Raw genomic sequence first — 14,407 nt, forward strand, 5'->3', positions numbered from 1 at the left:
GTCATTACGATGAGCGATAGCGACGAAGCAATCCATCCAACCGCGTCTGCGGGCAGATGGATTGCTTCGCTTCGCTCGCAATGACGGCTGGATTGGTTCACAGTCCCTCAGGATCAGCGGAAACGCGCTTGTGACGCAGCAAGAATACCTAAGACCCCGCGCGGCGGATCGTGATCCGGGTCTCGTCGGTCATGTCCTTGAGCTCCTTGTTGGGCTCGCGATAGAGATGCCGCTCGATCTCGACGGTCCGGCCGTCGGTGGTCTTGCTGCATGTCTCGTCGACGAAGACTCCGCCGACCTCCTGCTTGTCGGCGCCCGGCTTCGCCTCGACGCAGCTCCAGCCGTCCTCGCCGTAGCGCGACTTGGCTTGCAGGCCGAGCAGGAACGCCTTCTTGCGCAGATAGAGCCGCGCCTTCGGATCGGTCTCGATGGTCAGCGCGGCGATCTTGGCATCCTTGTCGATCATCACCGTCAGGATCGCGGGATGGCCGGCGACCATGGTGCCTTCGCGCGCGGTCTCGCGATCATACTCGAAGCGAATGCCGCGCAGCTGGTCCGGCCCTTCCGGGCAGTTCGACCATTGCGCCCATTCCGCCAGTCGGTGGGTGGTCTTCTCGCCGGCGCAGGTCAGGTTGATGTAGCCCGCGTCGGGCACGCTTGATATCGCCATGCCGACATTGATGTCGCGCAGGTCTCCCGCGGTCGCCATCGCCGGCACCGCAGCCGTGACGGACGCAGCAAAAACCAAACCACGAATTGCCGATCTCTGCTTGCTCATGGCTTTGCCTTCTCGCTTGGGTCGGACGGCGCGGCGGCATGGCCGGCCTCCTTGTAGATGTTGCAGACGCGCGAGCCGTCGCCGAAGAAGGTGATGCATTCGTCGTAGTTCGGCTCGCCCTTGCCCTTGACGTGGGCGAGCACGTAGTCGGCGACCGCCTCGATCTCGTTCGGCCGCAGGAACACGTTCGCCTCCGGCGGCATGCGGTCGGCGACGTCCTGTCGGCTCATCTCGTAGCATTTCGTGGTGTCGTAGGAGCCGCGCACGAAGAACGGCATGCCGGTGCCCGGCCGCCCGCATGTCACGGTCTCGATGATCTGCTCGCGCGTCAGCTCGGTCTTACGCAGCGACAGCGCGTCGCCGCCATAGCCGCCGCCGCCATTGCCGTGCCATTTGTGGCAGCCCATGCAATTGCCGCGCTTGAACACCGCCTTGCCCGCATCGGTCGGATCGCTCGCCGACTGGGCCTGCGCCGTCGCCACGAATCCCATTACCAGCGCGCAGCCGAGCCACGCGCCAACCAGCCAGTTTTGCTTCATGTGTCTTGTTTCTTCTCTCGGCCAAATCGAACGCGGGAGACTCCGTTTCGGAGCCTCCCGCGCTTGCGACGTCAAAGGGCGAACACGTAGAGCATCGAGCCCGGCTGCATCCGCTTCAGCTCGGGCGTGGCATCGATGAACCACTTGTCCCAGGCTCCGCCGAGGCCGACCAGGATCGCGACATACTGCTTGCCGTCCACCGAGAACGTGATCGGGGGCGCGTTGACGCCACCGCCGGTGTTGAACTGCCAGAGCTGCTGCAGCGACTTCGCGTCGTAGGCGATCACCTCGCCGGACGGCTGTCCGGAGAACACCAGGTCAGGCGTCGCCAGGATGCCGCCGAGGTTCGGGAATTGCGTCTCCGCCTTCCCTGCCACCTTGCCGGTGGTGACGTCGATCGCGGTCACGCTGCCGGTGATCTTGACGTTCTGGCTCGGCCCGCCGCCGGTGAAGAACTCGCGCGCCTTCACCTTGTCCGGCGTCATCTCCTCGACCTTGATGTGATTGCAGCTCTCGATCACCGGAATGTACCAGAGCTTCAGGTTCGGATTATACGCGGTCGGCGGCCAGTTCTTGCCGCCCATGTTGCCGGGGCAGATATCCGTTTCCTTGTTGGTGCGGCTCGGCGTGACCGACGCATTGTACTTCTGCACGCCCTGCTTCGGATCGTACTCCACCGGCTTGCCGGACTCGGGATCGAGCCCCTTGGTCCAGGTCACCTTCTTGACGAAGGGCAGACCCCAGACGAACTTGCCGCTGTTGCGATCGACCGCATAGGCAAAGCCGTTGCGGTCGGCCTCGAGCGCGAGCTTCAGCGTCGTGTTGTTCGGACCGGGAACGTCGACCAGCACGTTCTCCGCCACGCTGTCATAGTCGTAGGGATCGTTCGGCGTGTGCTGGTAGTGCCACTTGATCTTGCCGGTGTCGGCGTCGAGACCAAGCGACGAGTCGGTATAGAGGTTATCGCCGGGCCGGTATTCATTATCCCAGTCCGGTCCGGGATTGCCGACGCCCCAGACGATGGTGTTGGTCGAGGGGTCGTAGCTGCCGGTGACCCAGGTCGAGCCGCCGCCGCTCGCTTTGGCGTTCTTGTCGTCCTTCCAGGTCTCCGCCCCCGCCTCGTCCTTGCCCGGGATGGTGTGGGTGCGCCAGACTTCCTTCTGGCTGTTCAGGTCGGTGGCGGCGATCCAGCCGCGAATGCCGTATTCCGCACCGGCCACGCCCGAAATCGCCTTGTCCTTGACGATCAGCGGAGCGCCGGTGATCACCTCGCCCTTGTCGGGATCGGCGACCTGACGCTGCCAGGCGACCTGCCCGGTCTCCTTGTTGGTCGCGATCAGGCGGCCGTCGAGCGTGTGCGAGATGACGAGGTTATTCCACAACGCGACGCCGCGGTTGTCGACGCCGCAGCAGGCCACCGCGCCGGCCCAGTCGTGGTCGGTCTTGGGATCCATCTTCCAGACCAGCACGCCTTTGCCGCCATGCGCATCGATCTTGTAGACCGAGCCCCAGCCGTCGGTGACGTACATGAACCCGTTCTCGACGATCGGCGTTCCCTCCAGGCCGCCATGCGACCAGATTCCACCGCCCTCGACGCCGCCAAGCGCCATGGTCCAGGCGACCTTCAGGTTCTTGACGTTGTCCTTGTTGATGTCGGTCAGCGACGAGAAGCGGGTCGCCGAATAGTTCTTGTGATGGTGCAGCCAGTTGCCTGCTTCCTTGTCAGCATTGAGCAGGCGATCCTGGTTGACGTCGTCGGCGAGCGCGAAAGAGCCCGCCAAGGTCGCTGCGGATGCTACGGCCGCCGCGAGCATATGAGATTTTACCCAATTCAACCTTGTCATGGATGTATTTCCTCCGGATCCAGCATTCTTCATTGATCGATAGCCCGTCACATACGGGCGATCGCGCGAGAAGCCTTGAGTCCCGGCGATTGGCTGTGCCACCCGCCGCATTCCCAGTCACTTGTCTTGAGTTACTTGTCTTGAGTTACTTGTCTTGGGTCACTTCTGGACCGTTACCTCCGTCTCGATGGTTCCTGCTTTCTGAAAAACGATCGCGCATTTGAACGTCTCGCCGGGAGCGAGCACCTGACGCAACTGCAGCAGCATGACGTGATAGCCGTCGCGCTTCAACTCGAGCGTAGCCTTTGCAGGCACCGGAATGTTCGGAATCGAACGCATGGCTGGTGTGCCTTCGCCGCGATCGACGGTGTGACGTTCGGAAAAATTCGCCACCGGACAACGGACACGGAGCAGCGCGTCGGCGCTGTCTGCCTCATTCTTGATCGTCATCGTCAAGGGAAGGTCCCCGCCCGCTTTGTCGACCGCCGGTACGCGCGCATCCACAATTGCCAAGGATTCGTTCGCGACGGCGTTAGGCATCACTCCGAACGTGCCGATCAGGCAGAATAATGGCAACGCGATCCATGAGCTGCACTTAACCGACCGGCACGCAACGACGCCATGCAACTCCCGCTCGAACGACATCAAGTTTTCTCCCATCGTGATTTTTGCGGCATTGTTTCATGCTTCGCCGCGCGCTGCCAGCGATTGAACATCGGGAACTCGGCTTCCTGCGATTCGTGCTACATTTTTGCGCATGAGCGTTCTCGATACGCTAACGCAGGCAGAGCGCGATGCAGCACATACTGCACCGCGTGAGGTGATCGCACGCATGTGCGCAACCAGCTCTGGTGGTTTGACGTCTTCGCATAGGATCACTGCGGCACCGGGTGCAGCCGCGCCAGCTGGTCGAGCGACAATCCGGCCTCGCGATCGCTCAAGGGAAACCGGACAATGATGTCCTGACGCGCCACCTGCCCCCACAGCGCGTCCGACGACCATTTCTGCGGCTCAGGCCCGCGCGGGCCGTCGATCCAGATGAAATACCATTCCGCCATCGTGGCGCGCTCCCTTGCGGAAGATTGACCCTCCGCCGGCCAATCCGCAACGCCCGATTTCACAGCGTGGGAGCCAGCCGCGGTTCAGGATCTGTCGTAAGGCGTCCCGTCCTTGTGCAGGAAGCGGCCGTCGGAGCTCGGGCTCATCATGTCAATATCGGAGCAGGTGATGACATCGGCGCGCGAACGCGAGCCGACTTCGAGATAGGTCGCCGTCATCTGCGACCTGTTGATCATGTGATGCCCGTTGCCGGAGTTTTTCGGAAATGCCGCGCAATCGCCGGCGCGCAGCACCGTCTCGCCGCCGTCCTCCACCAGCACCAGCTCGCCCGCGAGCACATAGACGAACTCGTCCTCGTCCGAATGCCAGTGGCGCTGGCTCGACCAGTTGCCCGGCGGCAGCCGCATCAGATTGATGCCGAAATCGGCGAGCCCGCCGGCATCGCCGAGCCGTTGCCGCACCCGCTCCGCAGACAACGCGGCGAACTCGGCCGGATAGCCGGTCCCCTTGCGTTCCGGCACGTTTGTCAGGTCGATCTTCGGCATGGCAGATCCTTCGCCATCAGGATATCGTCGTAGTAGCGGCCGTCGATCTTCAACGCGCGCTGCTCCAGCCCGTACGCGACGAAACCCATGCTCTCGTAGAGCCGAACCGCCGGCTCGTTGCCCTTCACGACGACGAGCTGCACCAGCTCGACCGTTTCAGCTGCAAGTTCGAGCGCGGCTTCGACCAGAAGCCGGCCGACACCGCCGCGCCGCGCCGCCGGCCGCACATACATGCTGACCAGCGCGCCCTTGTGCCGTTGCTTCGGCCCTTCCGCCGCCACGAAGCCGACGATCCCTGCGATTTCGTCGCCCCGGAACGCGCCGAGGATCACCGCGCCGCGCGTCAGCCGCTCCGCGAACCATTCGACGGGGTGCACGCTCTCCGTCTCATAGGCGCTGCCGAACGCCTCCGGACTCATGCGCAGCGCTTCGAGGCGGATGTCGCGATAGAGCGCCGCATCCGCGGGCAACAGGCGCCGGAGCTCGATGGATTGCATGTTCATTCCGTACCGCTACGCTCAGGCGTTATCGGCCGCAGGCCCATCGACGGGCCTGAGGCGATCATCGATATAGCGTCGCAGCGCCGCTGCGGCGTTCAGCATGTGCGCACGCATCCTGCGTGATGCGGTCTCGCCATCGCCTTCCGCGATCGCCTGCATGATGGCGTCGTGCTCATCCCGCGACTTGCGGATACGGTCGCCCTGCCGCAATTGCGTGCGGCGGAAGGCGCTGAGCCGCGCACGCACGTCCTGCGCCTGCTCCGCCATGAACGAGTTATGCGTCGCGCTGTAGATGCATTCATGGAATTGCCGGTTGAACGCATCATAGGCATCGACGTCATTCGCCTCGACCATCGCCCGCGAGGATTCGTGGAGCTCGATCAGATGGCTGCGCTCGAGCGGGGTCATGCGATAGGTCGCAAGCCTGACGCACATCGCCTCCACCTCGGCGCTGGTCTCGAACATGTCCATGATGCGCTCGGGCGTCATCCGCGCCACGACCAGGCCGCGGCGGCCGCGCACCTCGACCAGGCCGCTGACCACGAGCTGGCGAAGCGCCTCCCGCACCGGCGTGCGCGAGGCACCAAAGCGATCGGCGAGCTGCTGCTCCTCCAGGGCCGAACCGGCAACCAGCGCGCCCGACGCGATCTCGTCGGTCAACGCGTTCCGGATCCGATCGGAGAGCAATCCCCCATCGTCTTCCGGATCGGTCGCGACCTTGAGCAAACCTGCCATCTAGCCTCCTGTGATCGCACGCACCGCGAAGTAAAGGACAGACGGCGCGACCAGGCATCCCAATCCCGTATGGAATGTCGCCGTCAACGCCCCGTATGGCACCAGCCGCCGGTCGGTCGCGGCGAGCCCTCCGGAAACCCCGCTGACCGTCCCCATCAATCCGCCGAACACCATGGCGCTGCGCGGATTGTCGAGGCCGATCATCCTGGCCACGAACGGCGTGCCGATCATCACGATCACCGCCTTGAACACACCGGTCGCAATCGAAAGGGCGATAACCGGCGAGGATGCACCAATGGCCGCCCCGGTGACCGGTCCCACAATGTAGGTGACCGCGCCGGCACCGATCGTCGTCAATGATTCGGCATCAGTGTAGCCAAACGCCGCGGCGACGAGAACGCCGAGAATGAACGGGACCACGGTTCCCAGGCCGAGCGCGACCGCACCGATCACCCCGGCCTTGCGCGCATGCACGACGTCGACCTCGAAGGCGGTGGCGACGATGGCAAAGTCGCGCAGCATCGCGCCGCCCATCAGGCCGATCCCGGCCAGCGCCGGCAGGTCGGCGACGCCCTTCTCGCCGCCGGTGAAGAGGCCACCGAGAAAGGCCAGCGCGAGACCCAGCATGATCGCGATCGCCGAGCCGTGAATGCGCCCGAAGGTGAAATATTTCGAGATCGCTCCGGAGATCCACATCAGGACCCCGACCGCGGCGAACGCAGTGATCAGCGAATTCGCGACGAGCACGTGAGACAGCATGCTCATGCGATCCTCCCGGACTTGAACTGCGGCACCGGCGCGGGAAGCGTCTCGGCCTCGCGCGCCTCGATCTCGTCCATCGTCTCGACCGGGCCGCTGAGCCGGCCGATCAGGGCGACCATCGCGAAGCACACGGCGACGGCACCGGCGCCGGCGATGATGACGATCGGTCCGCCTTTCGCCGCGGCGACGACGTTCTGTTGCGCCGCCATGGCGACCACGATCGGAATGTAGAAGCTGCCCCAGAACTCGACGCCGGTCTTGAGCCCGTAGCTGAGCAGCTTGCGGCGCACCAGCCAGAGCCGGGCCGCAATCAGAAAAATCATCGCAATGCCGACGCCGCCGACATTGGCCTTCACGCCGAGGGCGACGCCGAGCAGGTCGCCCAGGAAGCCTCCCAGCAGGGTGCAGATCGCGAGCAGCGCGACACCGGAAATGGTCACGGGCGCCTCCCCGCGGTGAGCAGGGCGCCGGCAGCAGGACTTGGACGCTTCGTATGCATTCGCATCGTGAATTTCCTCCTGTGTATGCGGATATCCGTCGTTTATTGATTATCGTATACATTAGTTGACAGAACGACGCAATACGCATACATTGATCGGCATCGAAGCCCATCTCGCATGCCGAGGAGCCCGAAATGAGCGATTGGGGTATGCAAAAGGCCGCGCTGCGCGAGCGCCTCGCCGCCGGTCGGCGGCACGCCGACGGAAAGATCGTCCCGATCCCGCGGCTGCCTGCGTTCCTGAACGCAGTGATCCGGTCAGGTGATCGGGTGTGCCTCGAGGGTGACAACCAGAAGCAGGCCGACATCCTCGCCTCGGCGCTCGCAGACCTCGACCCTGCCGAGATCAGCGATCTCCACATGGTGCAGTCGGGCGTGGTGCTGCCGTCCCACCTCGACATCTTCGAGAAGGGCCTCGCGCGGCGGCTCGACTTCTCCTATTCGGGCCCGCAATCGGCGCGCATCGCGCGGATGCTGTTCGGCGGCAAGATCGAGCTCGGCGCCGTCCATACCTATCTCGAGCTGTTCGCGCGCTACTTCATCGATCTGACGCCGAACGTCGCGCTGATCGCAGCCGTCAGCGCCGACAAGGACGGCAACCTCTATACGGGGCCGAACACCGAAGACACGCCGACGGTGGTCGAGGCGACCAGCTACAAGAACGGCCTCGTCGTGGCCCAGGTCACCGAGATCGTCGACAAGGTGCCGCGCGTCGACATCCCCGGCGACCTCGTGCATTTCGTGGTCGAAGCCGGCCGGCCGTTCTATGTCGAGCCCCTGTTCACGCGCGATCCCGCGGCGATCACCGAGACCCAGATCCTGACCGCGATGCTCGCCATCAAGGGCATCTACGCGCCCTATGGCGTGCGCCGGCTCAATCACGGCATCGGCTTCAACACCGCCGCGATCGAATTGCTGCTGCCGACCTATGGCGAGAAGCTCGGCCTCAAGGGCAAGGTCTGCACCCACTTCGCGCTCAATCCGCATCCCACCATGATTCCGGCGATCGAAGCCGGATGGATCGAGCAAATCCATTGCTTCGGATCGGAGGTCGGCATGGAGGATTATGTCGCGGCGCGCCCCGACGTGTTCTTCACCGGACCGGACGGCTCGCTGCGCTCCAATCGCGCGTTCTGCCAGACCGCAGGCCTCTATGCCTGCGACATGTTCATCGGATCGACGCTGCAGATCGACCTCGAAGGCCACAGCTCGACGGTGACGACCAGCCGCATCGCGGGCTTCGGCGGCGCGCCGAACATGGGCTCCGACCCGCGCGGCCGCCGCCACCCGAGCGAACCCTGGCTCAAGGCCGGCGGCGAGGCCGCGCCGGATTCCGACGCCGCGCTGCGCCGCGGCCGCAAGCTGGTGGTGCAGATCGGCGAGACCTTCGGCGAGCGCAACGCGCCGCTGTTCGTCGAGCGGCTCGACGCGTTGGAACTGGCAAGCGCGCTCAAGCTCGATCTCGCGCCCGTCATGGTCTACGCCGACGACGTCACACACATCGTCACCGAGGAAGGCATCGCCAACCTCCTGATGTGCCGCGACAAGGACGAGCGCGAGCAGGCGATCCGCGGTGTTGCCGGCTACACCGACATCGGCCGCGCCCGCGATTCCAGGCTGGTCGAGAAGCTGCGCGCGCGCGGCGTGATCCGGCGCCCGGAAGATCTCGGCATCGATCCGCTCGACGCCGATCGCCGCCTGCTCGCCGCCCGCTCAATCAAGGATCTCATGCTGGCGTCCGGCGGACTCTATCGTCCGCCCAGCCGCTTCCGCAATTGGTGAGGAGTTTTGCATGGAAACGCTCAGCTTCCGACTATCCGCTCCGACGCGTGCCGGCGGCACCCGCAGACAGGCGATCGTCGGCGTCGTCGCCTCCGGCAATCTCGAGGTGCTGCTGGAACGCAGCACCCCGGCCGACGTCTGCATGATCGACATCGCGACCGCAGCTCACGGCTTCGGCGCGGTCTGGGACGCCGTGGTTCGCGATTTCGTCGCCCGCCGCCCTGCCGGCGGCTTGCGCATCTCCATCAATGACGGCGGCGCCCGGCCCGACACGGTCGCGCTGCGCCTCGCCCAGGGCGTCCGCAAGATCGAGGAGCCGGAACGATGACCGCGGCCACCGCCAACACGGATTCGCTGAGCTGGTACGAGGCGAGCGCCCGGCAGCGCGTTGATGCGCTGCTCGATCCCGGCAGCTTTGTCGAATTCATTGGCCCCGAGCAGCGCGAGATGAGCCCGCATCTGTCGATCTTCGACCTGCCTGAGCAGTTCGACGACGGCATCGTGGTCGGGCGCGGCCGCCTCGACGGCTCGCCGGTGCTGGTCGCGGCACAGGAAGGACGCTTCATGGGCGGCGCCTTCGGCGAGGTCCACGGCGCCAAGCTCACCGGGCTGCTGCGCGCCGCGCGCGCGCTTCAGCAGGACGTGCTGATCCTGTTCGACACCGGAGGCGTGCGGCTTCAGGAAGCCAATGCCGGCGAGCTCGCCATCGCGGAGATCATGCGCGCGATCATCGAGGCACGGCGCGCCGGCGTCAACGTGATCGGTGTGATCGGCGGACGCGCCGGATGCTATGGCGGCGGCAGCCTGATCGCCGGCACCTGCTCGCGCCTGATCGTCTCCGAACAGGGCCGGATCAGCGTCAGCGGTCCCGAGGTGATCGAGACCAACAAGGGCATCGAGGAGTTCGACTCGCGCGACCGCGCGCTGGTCTGGCGCACCATGGGCGGCAAGCACCGCTACCTGATCGGCGGCGCCGACATATTCGTCGACGACGAGGCATTGGCGTTTCGCCGGGCTGTGATCGACGCGCTCGAGGTCACACGCGGTTGCGGTGTGGCTGTTCTCGACGCCGAGCAGACACGCCTGGAACGGCGACTGCAACGCTTCGGCGCGGCCAAGGACGCGGTCGAGATCTGGCAGGTGCTCGGCATCGACCAGCCGGCCGAAATCCCCGCGCTTTCGACCGACGCATTTCTTCGCGCGGCGACCAACAGGGAGAACGCCGATGACGCTCGATGACATCCTGGCCGGCCTGTTCCCGAACGGCAGCAACATCGACATCAGCAGCGCGATGATTGCGGGATCGGCGATCCTTCCCGGTGCAGGCCCGGTCCACGTGCTCGGCATGACCCAGGGACAGCCGCTCGGCGTCGACGAGGCGATTGTGCTGGCAAGGCGTGTGCTCGAGATCGTCAAATCAGGCGATCGCGCGCCGATCCTGCTCCTGGTGGATTCGTCGAGCCAACGCATGAGCCGGCGCGACGAACTGCTCGGCCTCAGCGAATATTTGGCGCATCTCGCCAAGGCCTTGATGCTGGCGGAAGCGGAAGGACACCGCACCGTCGCCCTGCTCTACGGCGGCAGCGCAGCCGGCGCGTTCATCGCCACCGCCCTCGCAGCCGGCACGCTGGTCGCGCTGCCCGGCGCGCATCCCGCGGTGATGGATCTGCCGTCGATGGCGCGGGTCACCAAGCTTCCGATCGACGTGCTCAAGGCCAAGGCGGAAGCGACCCCGGTGTTCGCTCCGGGTCTCGAGAACATGGTGCAAACCGGCGGCATTCAGACAGTTCTGGACGAACGCGCGCCATTGGCGCCGCAGCTCGCCGCGATCCTCGAGCGTCCGCAAGGACCGGACCCGCGCGGCCGGCTCGGTGCCGAGCGCGGCGGACGGCGAAAGGCTGCAGAGATCGCCGACCGCGTCGTGACGCTCGCAGCGTCCGCGCCGCAGGAGACGCAACATGGCTGACGCCTTGGATCGCCACACCATGGTGAAGGTCTCGGCCGCGGGATGGAGCGCAGCGATGCGCTGCTATCCCCAACTCGCCGTTGAACCGATCATCGCAGAATGGGCGCGCGCGGATCGTCCGCTCATCGTCCGGCGGCCGGCTTGCAGCGATGGAGCGGGCATGATTCCGCTCGGCCTGCCGCTGCCGCCGAGCCACGGCAAACGACGCCTTGCGCTGGCGCTCGCGCCCGGCGACATCGTCGCGTCCGCCCCGCCGCCCCTGCTCGCCGATGCCGCCGCCACAGCGCCGACGCAGTGGCGCGAGACGATCGGACACCTCGTCCGGCTTGTGCCGGAGACCCGCACCTTCGGCAGCCTGGCGTGGCAGCATCTCACCGGGCTGCCCTATCTGTCGGACAATTCAGACCTCGATCTGCTCTGGCCGCTGGCGTCAGCGCGGCAGGCGCAGAGCCTGCCGTCCGACATCGCTGCGATTGCGGCGCAGGCGCCGATGCGGCTCGACGGAGAGATCGTCGGTCGGGCCGGCGGCGTGCAGTGGCGCGAACTGACCGGCAGCGACGAGGACGAAGTTATTGTGAAGGGACCTGTCGGCGTCACCGGCGTGACGCGCGCAGCGTTTCTGTCGGGGCGGACGTCGTGAACGCCGCGCTGAAATGGCAATCACGGCCGCGACGCGAGGCCGATGCGGAGCAGATCGGTCGGCTTGCCGCGCTGTGCTTGAAGCTCGAGGTCGCGACCTATCCGAAGCCGGGGCTGGTCAGCCATGTCGACAACGGCGCGCACGGGGATATGGACGCCGCGCTGCTGTGCCTGAGCGCCGACACGCTGGCGCCCTTCTTCCGCGATCTGGCGGCCGCCGGCGCCGAGGGTGCCGGCATGAACCGGTTGCGCGCCATCGGAGTTGCCGCGGAACGCGCCATGATGGCTGTGACCTCCGGCGTCAACACGCACCGCGGCGCGATCTTCGGGCTGGGCCTGCTGTGCGCCGCGGCCGGATATCGCGGCGCGCTCGGCATTACCAAGTCGCTGGGCGAACTGGTGTCGCAACGTTGGGGCGATGCCATCCTCTCCGGCCCGGTCTCGCTGCGCAGCCATGGCGCGGTGGCCGCACGCCGCCACGGCGCCGGCGGCGCCAAGGCGGAAGCGGCCGGTGGCTTCCGCTCCGTCTATGACATCGCCCTTCCTGCGCTGCATGCGGCGCGGAGGCTGGCACCGCATGATGAGGAAGCGGTGCGAGTTCAGACCTGCATGACGCTGATCGCCGCTGTCACCGATACCAACCTCCTGCATCGGGGCGGCGCGGAGGGATTGCACTTCGCGCAGGCCAGCGCATCGGCATTTCTTGCCAGCGGAGGCGTCGGATCCTGTGGCTGGCGCGCGCGCGCCACCAACATTCATCGCGCATTCGTGGCGCGTAATCTGAGCCCCGGCGGCTCGGCCGACCTGTTGGCCATGGCGCTGTTCATCGACCGGCTGGAACGCTGATGCTTGCATTGATCTGCGGCGGACAAGGCACCCTCTCCGACACGATCTTCGATCTGGTCGCCGGTGAGCCTGCCGCGGAGCCGGTGTTTGCCGCCGCAACGGCCTGTCTCGGCGAGGACCCGCGGACGCTGGTCAGGGCAGCAAGCGCCGACCAGCTGTCCGCCAATCGCGTCAGCCAGATCCTGACCGTCACATCGGCGCTCGCGATCCATGCCTGCCTCGCCGACCTGCTCGCGCGGGAGACCGCCGTCACCGGCTACAGCGTCGGCGAGATGGCAGCCTGGAGCATTGCCGGAATCTGGACCGCCGACGAGGCCTTGCGGCTGACCGAGATTCGCGCCCGGCTGATGGACAGTGCGGCAGGACCGGACGGCCGCCTCGGCTATGTCCGCGGGCTCGACCGGGCCACCCTCGACCGGCTGCTCGAAAAACACCGCTGCGAGATCGCGATCAAAAATCCGGACCTCCTGTTCGTGGTCGGCGGCGCCGAGCCGGATGTGATCGCGCTCTGCGAAGAGGCCGCAACAGCGGGCGCGCGCAGCGGGCTTCTCGCCGTGAAAATCGCTTCGCACACGTCACGCCTTGAGCAGGCCTGCGGCCCGCTGCGCCAGGCGCTCGACGCCAGCAAGCGCTTTCCCATCTCGGGCCAGCGCATCCTGCTCGCGGGTGGCGATGGTGAGCGCATCTTCACGCCAAGCCGTGCGACAGCGAAGCTCGCACGCCAGGTCGCGCAACCGATCGACTGGGCAACGACGCTGACGGCGCTCTCCGAACTGGGGATCACGCGGGTGCTGGACCTCGGTCCGGGGCATGCGCTCGCCGAGATGGCGCAGGCCTTCCTGCCCTCGATCCGCTGCTACGCGGCCGACGGGTTTCACGGCATCGACGGCTTGCGAAGCTGGACGGCTCTCGACTAGCCGGCGACGCCGCGATCGAGATCAGTGGTTCTCCGAAGCCCTGAGCCCAGCGCGCATCCTGCGCCGATTTTATCCGTGTCCTTACGGTATGGCGCCATACCAGATCACGAGCGCGAAGATCACCAACAAGGCGACGGTGATGATCGCTTCGCTCGTGGGCATGTGCCTTATGGCCGCCTCCGCACGCGGGAGCAGGATGCTGTGATGGGGCGGTGGTTCTCATCAGCACAACGGCGCTCGTTTGAAATATTTGCGGGCGGCGTTGGCTCTAGCCCCAGGAAGGAAATGCAAAATCCCGGTAGCCTTAGCTTGCACAAGACGTGCGGCTGGAACATGCCCCAAAAGGGCTATCACCTTGAAACAATCGGGGGCTTTACATTCCGGAAGATCGGGAGTTCGGCCGCCCCTTCGCTCGCGATGTCGGCCGGCGTCGCGAGATCGCCAAGCGCCATGCCGTAGGCAACGCGGCCCCTAGCGCCACGAGCCGTCCGGCCCAAGCGGCAACGTCGGAGGGTCGCGCTTGTCCTCGTCAGGCTTCACCTTGAAGCCCTGCCGAAACGCGAACCAGATGAAGCCGACCAACCCGACCACGCAGATCGGCGCGAGAAACCAGTCAGGCATGTCGCAATCCTCCAGGAGCCTACCGACGTAAGTCTCGGCGATCCCGCGCTTAGTTCAAAATGCGGGATGCCCCGTCCGAATGAACCGTAGCGCCATTGTCCGGACGAATCCGAGGCGTTGCCGCAAGCGATGTCCGGCCAAGGTCGAACTGAGCCTAAGATGCCGCGAAAAACGCCATCCTAACTAACCTTATGAGTTCAATATCCAGATAAGCCTGTGTCGAAAACACGTCTTTCCCGAGCAAGACTGAATCGCTTGCGGAAGAAGTCTTCGATTGCCTGATTCCGGGTTGGCGGCCGGCCAGCGCAGAACTGGCGGGTGGACCGACTATAGCCAACTGGTCGGTTTTGGATGAAGCCATTGGCCTGGAAGCTG

The 14,407-nt window shown here is 65.6% G+C and carries 18 protein-coding genes; 7 read left to right on the forward strand and 11 right to left on the reverse strand.

Annotated elements, in window-relative coordinates:
- Window positions 1–148 precede the first annotated feature (148 nt).
- The 10 genes from ACVMB0_RS30260 to madL form a co-directional block, all read right to left on the reverse strand.
- Complete coding sequence (locus tag ACVMB0_RS30260; RefSeq protein WP_461348558.1) at window positions 149–778, reverse strand: hypothetical protein; 630 nt, start codon at window positions 776–778, stop codon at window positions 149–151.
- Window positions 775–1,317 (reverse strand): c-type cytochrome, encoded by a 543-nt coding sequence (locus tag ACVMB0_RS30265; protein ID WP_456754162.1) that lies wholly within the window; start codon window positions 1,315–1,317, stop codon window positions 775–777. Before ACVMB0_RS30265 ends, ACVMB0_RS30260 begins: the two co-directional genes overlap by 4 nt.
- A 71-nt stretch (window positions 1,318–1,388) precedes the next feature.
- A complete protein-coding gene (locus ACVMB0_RS30270) occupies window positions 1,389–3,161 on the reverse strand; it encodes a PQQ-dependent dehydrogenase, methanol/ethanol family (RefSeq protein ID WP_456754161.1) in 1,773 nt (590 codons plus the stop codon).
- Window positions 3,162–3,320: 159 nt separating this feature from the next.
- A complete protein-coding gene (locus ACVMB0_RS30275) occupies window positions 3,321–3,806 on the reverse strand; it encodes a copper chaperone PCu(A)C (protein WP_456754160.1) in 486 nt (161 codons plus the stop codon).
- Between the two features lie 230 nt (window positions 3,807–4,036).
- The gene (locus ACVMB0_RS30280) at window positions 4,037–4,219 is read right to left on the reverse strand and encodes a hypothetical protein (protein ID WP_212014982.1); all 183 of its coding nucleotides are present in this window, start codon (window positions 4,217–4,219) and stop codon (window positions 4,037–4,039) included.
- A gap of 84 nt (window positions 4,220–4,303) precedes the next feature.
- Complete coding sequence (locus ACVMB0_RS30285) at window positions 4,304–4,765, reverse strand: cupin domain-containing protein (protein ID WP_461348559.1); 462 nt, start codon at window positions 4,763–4,765, stop codon at window positions 4,304–4,306.
- Window positions 4,747–5,262 (reverse strand): GNAT family N-acetyltransferase, encoded by a 516-nt coding sequence (locus tag ACVMB0_RS30290; protein ID WP_461348560.1) that lies wholly within the window; start codon window positions 5,260–5,262, stop codon window positions 4,747–4,749. Before ACVMB0_RS30290 ends, ACVMB0_RS30285 begins: the two co-directional genes overlap by 19 nt.
- A gap of 21 nt (window positions 5,263–5,283) precedes the next feature.
- Window positions 5,284–6,000, reverse strand: coding sequence for a GntR family transcriptional regulator (locus ACVMB0_RS30295; protein ID WP_456754157.1), 717 nt, complete (start codon window positions 5,998–6,000; stop codon window positions 5,284–5,286).
- Entirely contained in the window at window positions 6,001–6,765 is a 765-nt protein-coding gene (gene madM / locus ACVMB0_RS30300; RefSeq protein WP_461348561.1) for a malonate transporter subunit MadM, read from the reverse strand. It lies immediately after the preceding gene.
- A complete protein-coding gene (madL, locus tag ACVMB0_RS30305) occupies window positions 6,762–7,202 on the reverse strand; it encodes a malonate transporter subunit MadL (protein ID WP_461348562.1) in 441 nt (146 codons plus the stop codon). Before madL ends, madM begins: the two co-directional genes overlap by 4 nt.
- A 194-nt stretch (window positions 7,203–7,396) precedes the next feature.
- Between madL and mdcA the strand changes: the two genes are divergently transcribed.
- The 7 genes from mdcA to ACVMB0_RS30340 are packed head-to-tail and all read left to right on the forward strand — an operon-like array spanning window position 7,397 to window position 13,411.
- Window positions 7,397–9,043 carry a malonate decarboxylase subunit alpha gene (mdcA, locus tag ACVMB0_RS30310; protein ID WP_461348563.1) on the forward strand — a complete coding sequence of 549 codons (1,647 nt, stop codon included), beginning with the start codon at window positions 7,397–7,399 and terminating at the stop codon, window positions 9,041–9,043.
- 10 nt (window positions 9,044–9,053) lie between these two features.
- Window positions 9,054–9,371, forward strand: coding sequence for a malonate decarboxylase acyl carrier protein (mdcC, locus tag ACVMB0_RS30315; RefSeq protein WP_461348564.1), 318 nt, complete (start codon window positions 9,054–9,056; stop codon window positions 9,369–9,371).
- On the forward strand, window positions 9,368–10,282 hold the full coding sequence (locus ACVMB0_RS30320; protein ID WP_461348565.1) for a biotin-independent malonate decarboxylase subunit beta: 915 nt from the start codon (window positions 9,368–9,370) through the stop codon (window positions 10,280–10,282). The genes mdcC and ACVMB0_RS30320 overlap by 4 nt, the downstream gene beginning before the upstream one ends.
- Complete coding sequence (mdcE, locus tag ACVMB0_RS30325; RefSeq protein ID WP_461348566.1) at window positions 10,269–11,009, forward strand: biotin-independent malonate decarboxylase subunit gamma; 741 nt, start codon at window positions 10,269–10,271, stop codon at window positions 11,007–11,009. Before ACVMB0_RS30320 ends, mdcE begins: the two co-directional genes overlap by 14 nt.
- Entirely contained in the window at window positions 11,002–11,649 is a 648-nt protein-coding gene (mdcG, locus tag ACVMB0_RS30330; protein WP_461348567.1) for a malonate decarboxylase holo-[acyl-carrier-protein] synthase, read from the forward strand. Before mdcE ends, mdcG begins: the two co-directional genes overlap by 8 nt.
- Window positions 11,646–12,494 carry a triphosphoribosyl-dephospho-CoA synthase MdcB gene (gene mdcB / locus ACVMB0_RS30335; protein ID WP_461348568.1) on the forward strand — a complete coding sequence of 283 codons (849 nt, stop codon included), beginning with the start codon at window positions 11,646–11,648 and terminating at the stop codon, window positions 12,492–12,494. The genes mdcG and mdcB overlap by 4 nt, the downstream gene beginning before the upstream one ends.
- Window positions 12,494–13,411, forward strand: a complete 918-nt coding sequence (locus ACVMB0_RS30340) for an acyltransferase domain-containing protein (protein ID WP_461348569.1) — start codon at window positions 12,494–12,496, stop codon at window positions 13,409–13,411. The genes mdcB and ACVMB0_RS30340 overlap by 1 nt, the downstream gene beginning before the upstream one ends.
- 471 nt (window positions 13,412–13,882) lie before the next feature.
- Here the strand turns inward: ACVMB0_RS30340 and ACVMB0_RS30345 are convergent, their stop codons facing one another.
- Window positions 13,883–14,032: a hypothetical protein gene (locus ACVMB0_RS30345; RefSeq protein WP_456754148.1), complete on the reverse strand. Its 150-nt coding sequence runs from the start codon at window positions 14,030–14,032 to the stop codon at window positions 13,883–13,885.
- Window positions 14,033–14,407 lie beyond the last annotated feature (375 nt).

The organism is Bradyrhizobium sp. USDA 4451 (genome assembly GCF_054822585.1).

Bases quoted from the DNA above. Each gene is read 5' to 3' on its own strand.
- ACVMB0_RS30260 (WP_461348558.1), bottom strand. From the start codon at position 778: ATGAGCAAGCAGAGATCGGCAATTCGTGGTTTGGTTTTTGCTGCGTCC.
- ACVMB0_RS30265 (WP_456754162.1), bottom strand. From the start codon at position 1,317: ATGAAGCAAAACTGGCTGGTTGGCGCGTGGCTCGGCTGCGCGCTGGTA.
- ACVMB0_RS30270 (WP_456754161.1), bottom strand. From the start codon at position 3,161: ATGACAAGGTTGAATTGGGTAAAATCTCATATGCTCGCGGCGGCCGTA.
- ACVMB0_RS30275 (WP_456754160.1), bottom strand. From the start codon at position 3,806: ATGTCGTTCGAGCGGGAGTTGCATGGCGTCGTTGCGTGCCGGTCGGTT.
- ACVMB0_RS30280 (WP_212014982.1), bottom strand. From the start codon at position 4,219: ATGGCGGAATGGTATTTCATCTGGATCGACGGCCCGCGCGGGCCTGAG.
- ACVMB0_RS30285 (WP_461348559.1), bottom strand. From the start codon at position 4,765: ATGCCGAAGATCGACCTGACAAACGTGCCGGAACGCAAGGGGACCGGC.
- ACVMB0_RS30290 (WP_461348560.1), bottom strand. From the start codon at position 5,262: ATGCAATCCATCGAGCTCCGGCGCCTGTTGCCCGCGGATGCGGCGCTC.
- ACVMB0_RS30295 (WP_456754157.1), bottom strand. From the start codon at position 6,000: ATGGCAGGTTTGCTCAAGGTCGCGACCGATCCGGAAGACGATGGGGGA.
- madM (WP_461348561.1), bottom strand. From the start codon at position 6,765: ATGAGCATGCTGTCTCACGTGCTCGTCGCGAATTCGCTGATCACTGCG.
- mdcA (WP_461348563.1), top strand. From the start codon at position 7,397: ATGAGCGATTGGGGTATGCAAAAGGCCGCGCTGCGCGAGCGCCTCGCC.
- mdcC (WP_461348564.1), top strand. From the start codon at position 9,054: ATGGAAACGCTCAGCTTCCGACTATCCGCTCCGACGCGTGCCGGCGGC.
- ACVMB0_RS30320 (WP_461348565.1), top strand. From the start codon at position 9,368: ATGACCGCGGCCACCGCCAACACGGATTCGCTGAGCTGGTACGAGGCG.
- mdcE (WP_461348566.1), top strand. From the start codon at position 10,269: ATGACGCTCGATGACATCCTGGCCGGCCTGTTCCCGAACGGCAGCAAC.
- mdcG (WP_461348567.1), top strand. From the start codon at position 11,002: ATGGCTGACGCCTTGGATCGCCACACCATGGTGAAGGTCTCGGCCGCG.
- ACVMB0_RS30340 (WP_461348569.1), top strand. From the start codon at position 12,494: ATGCTTGCATTGATCTGCGGCGGACAAGGCACCCTCTCCGACACGATC.
- ACVMB0_RS30345 (WP_456754148.1), bottom strand. From the start codon at position 14,032: ATGCCTGACTGGTTTCTCGCGCCGATCTGCGTGGTCGGGTTGGTCGGC.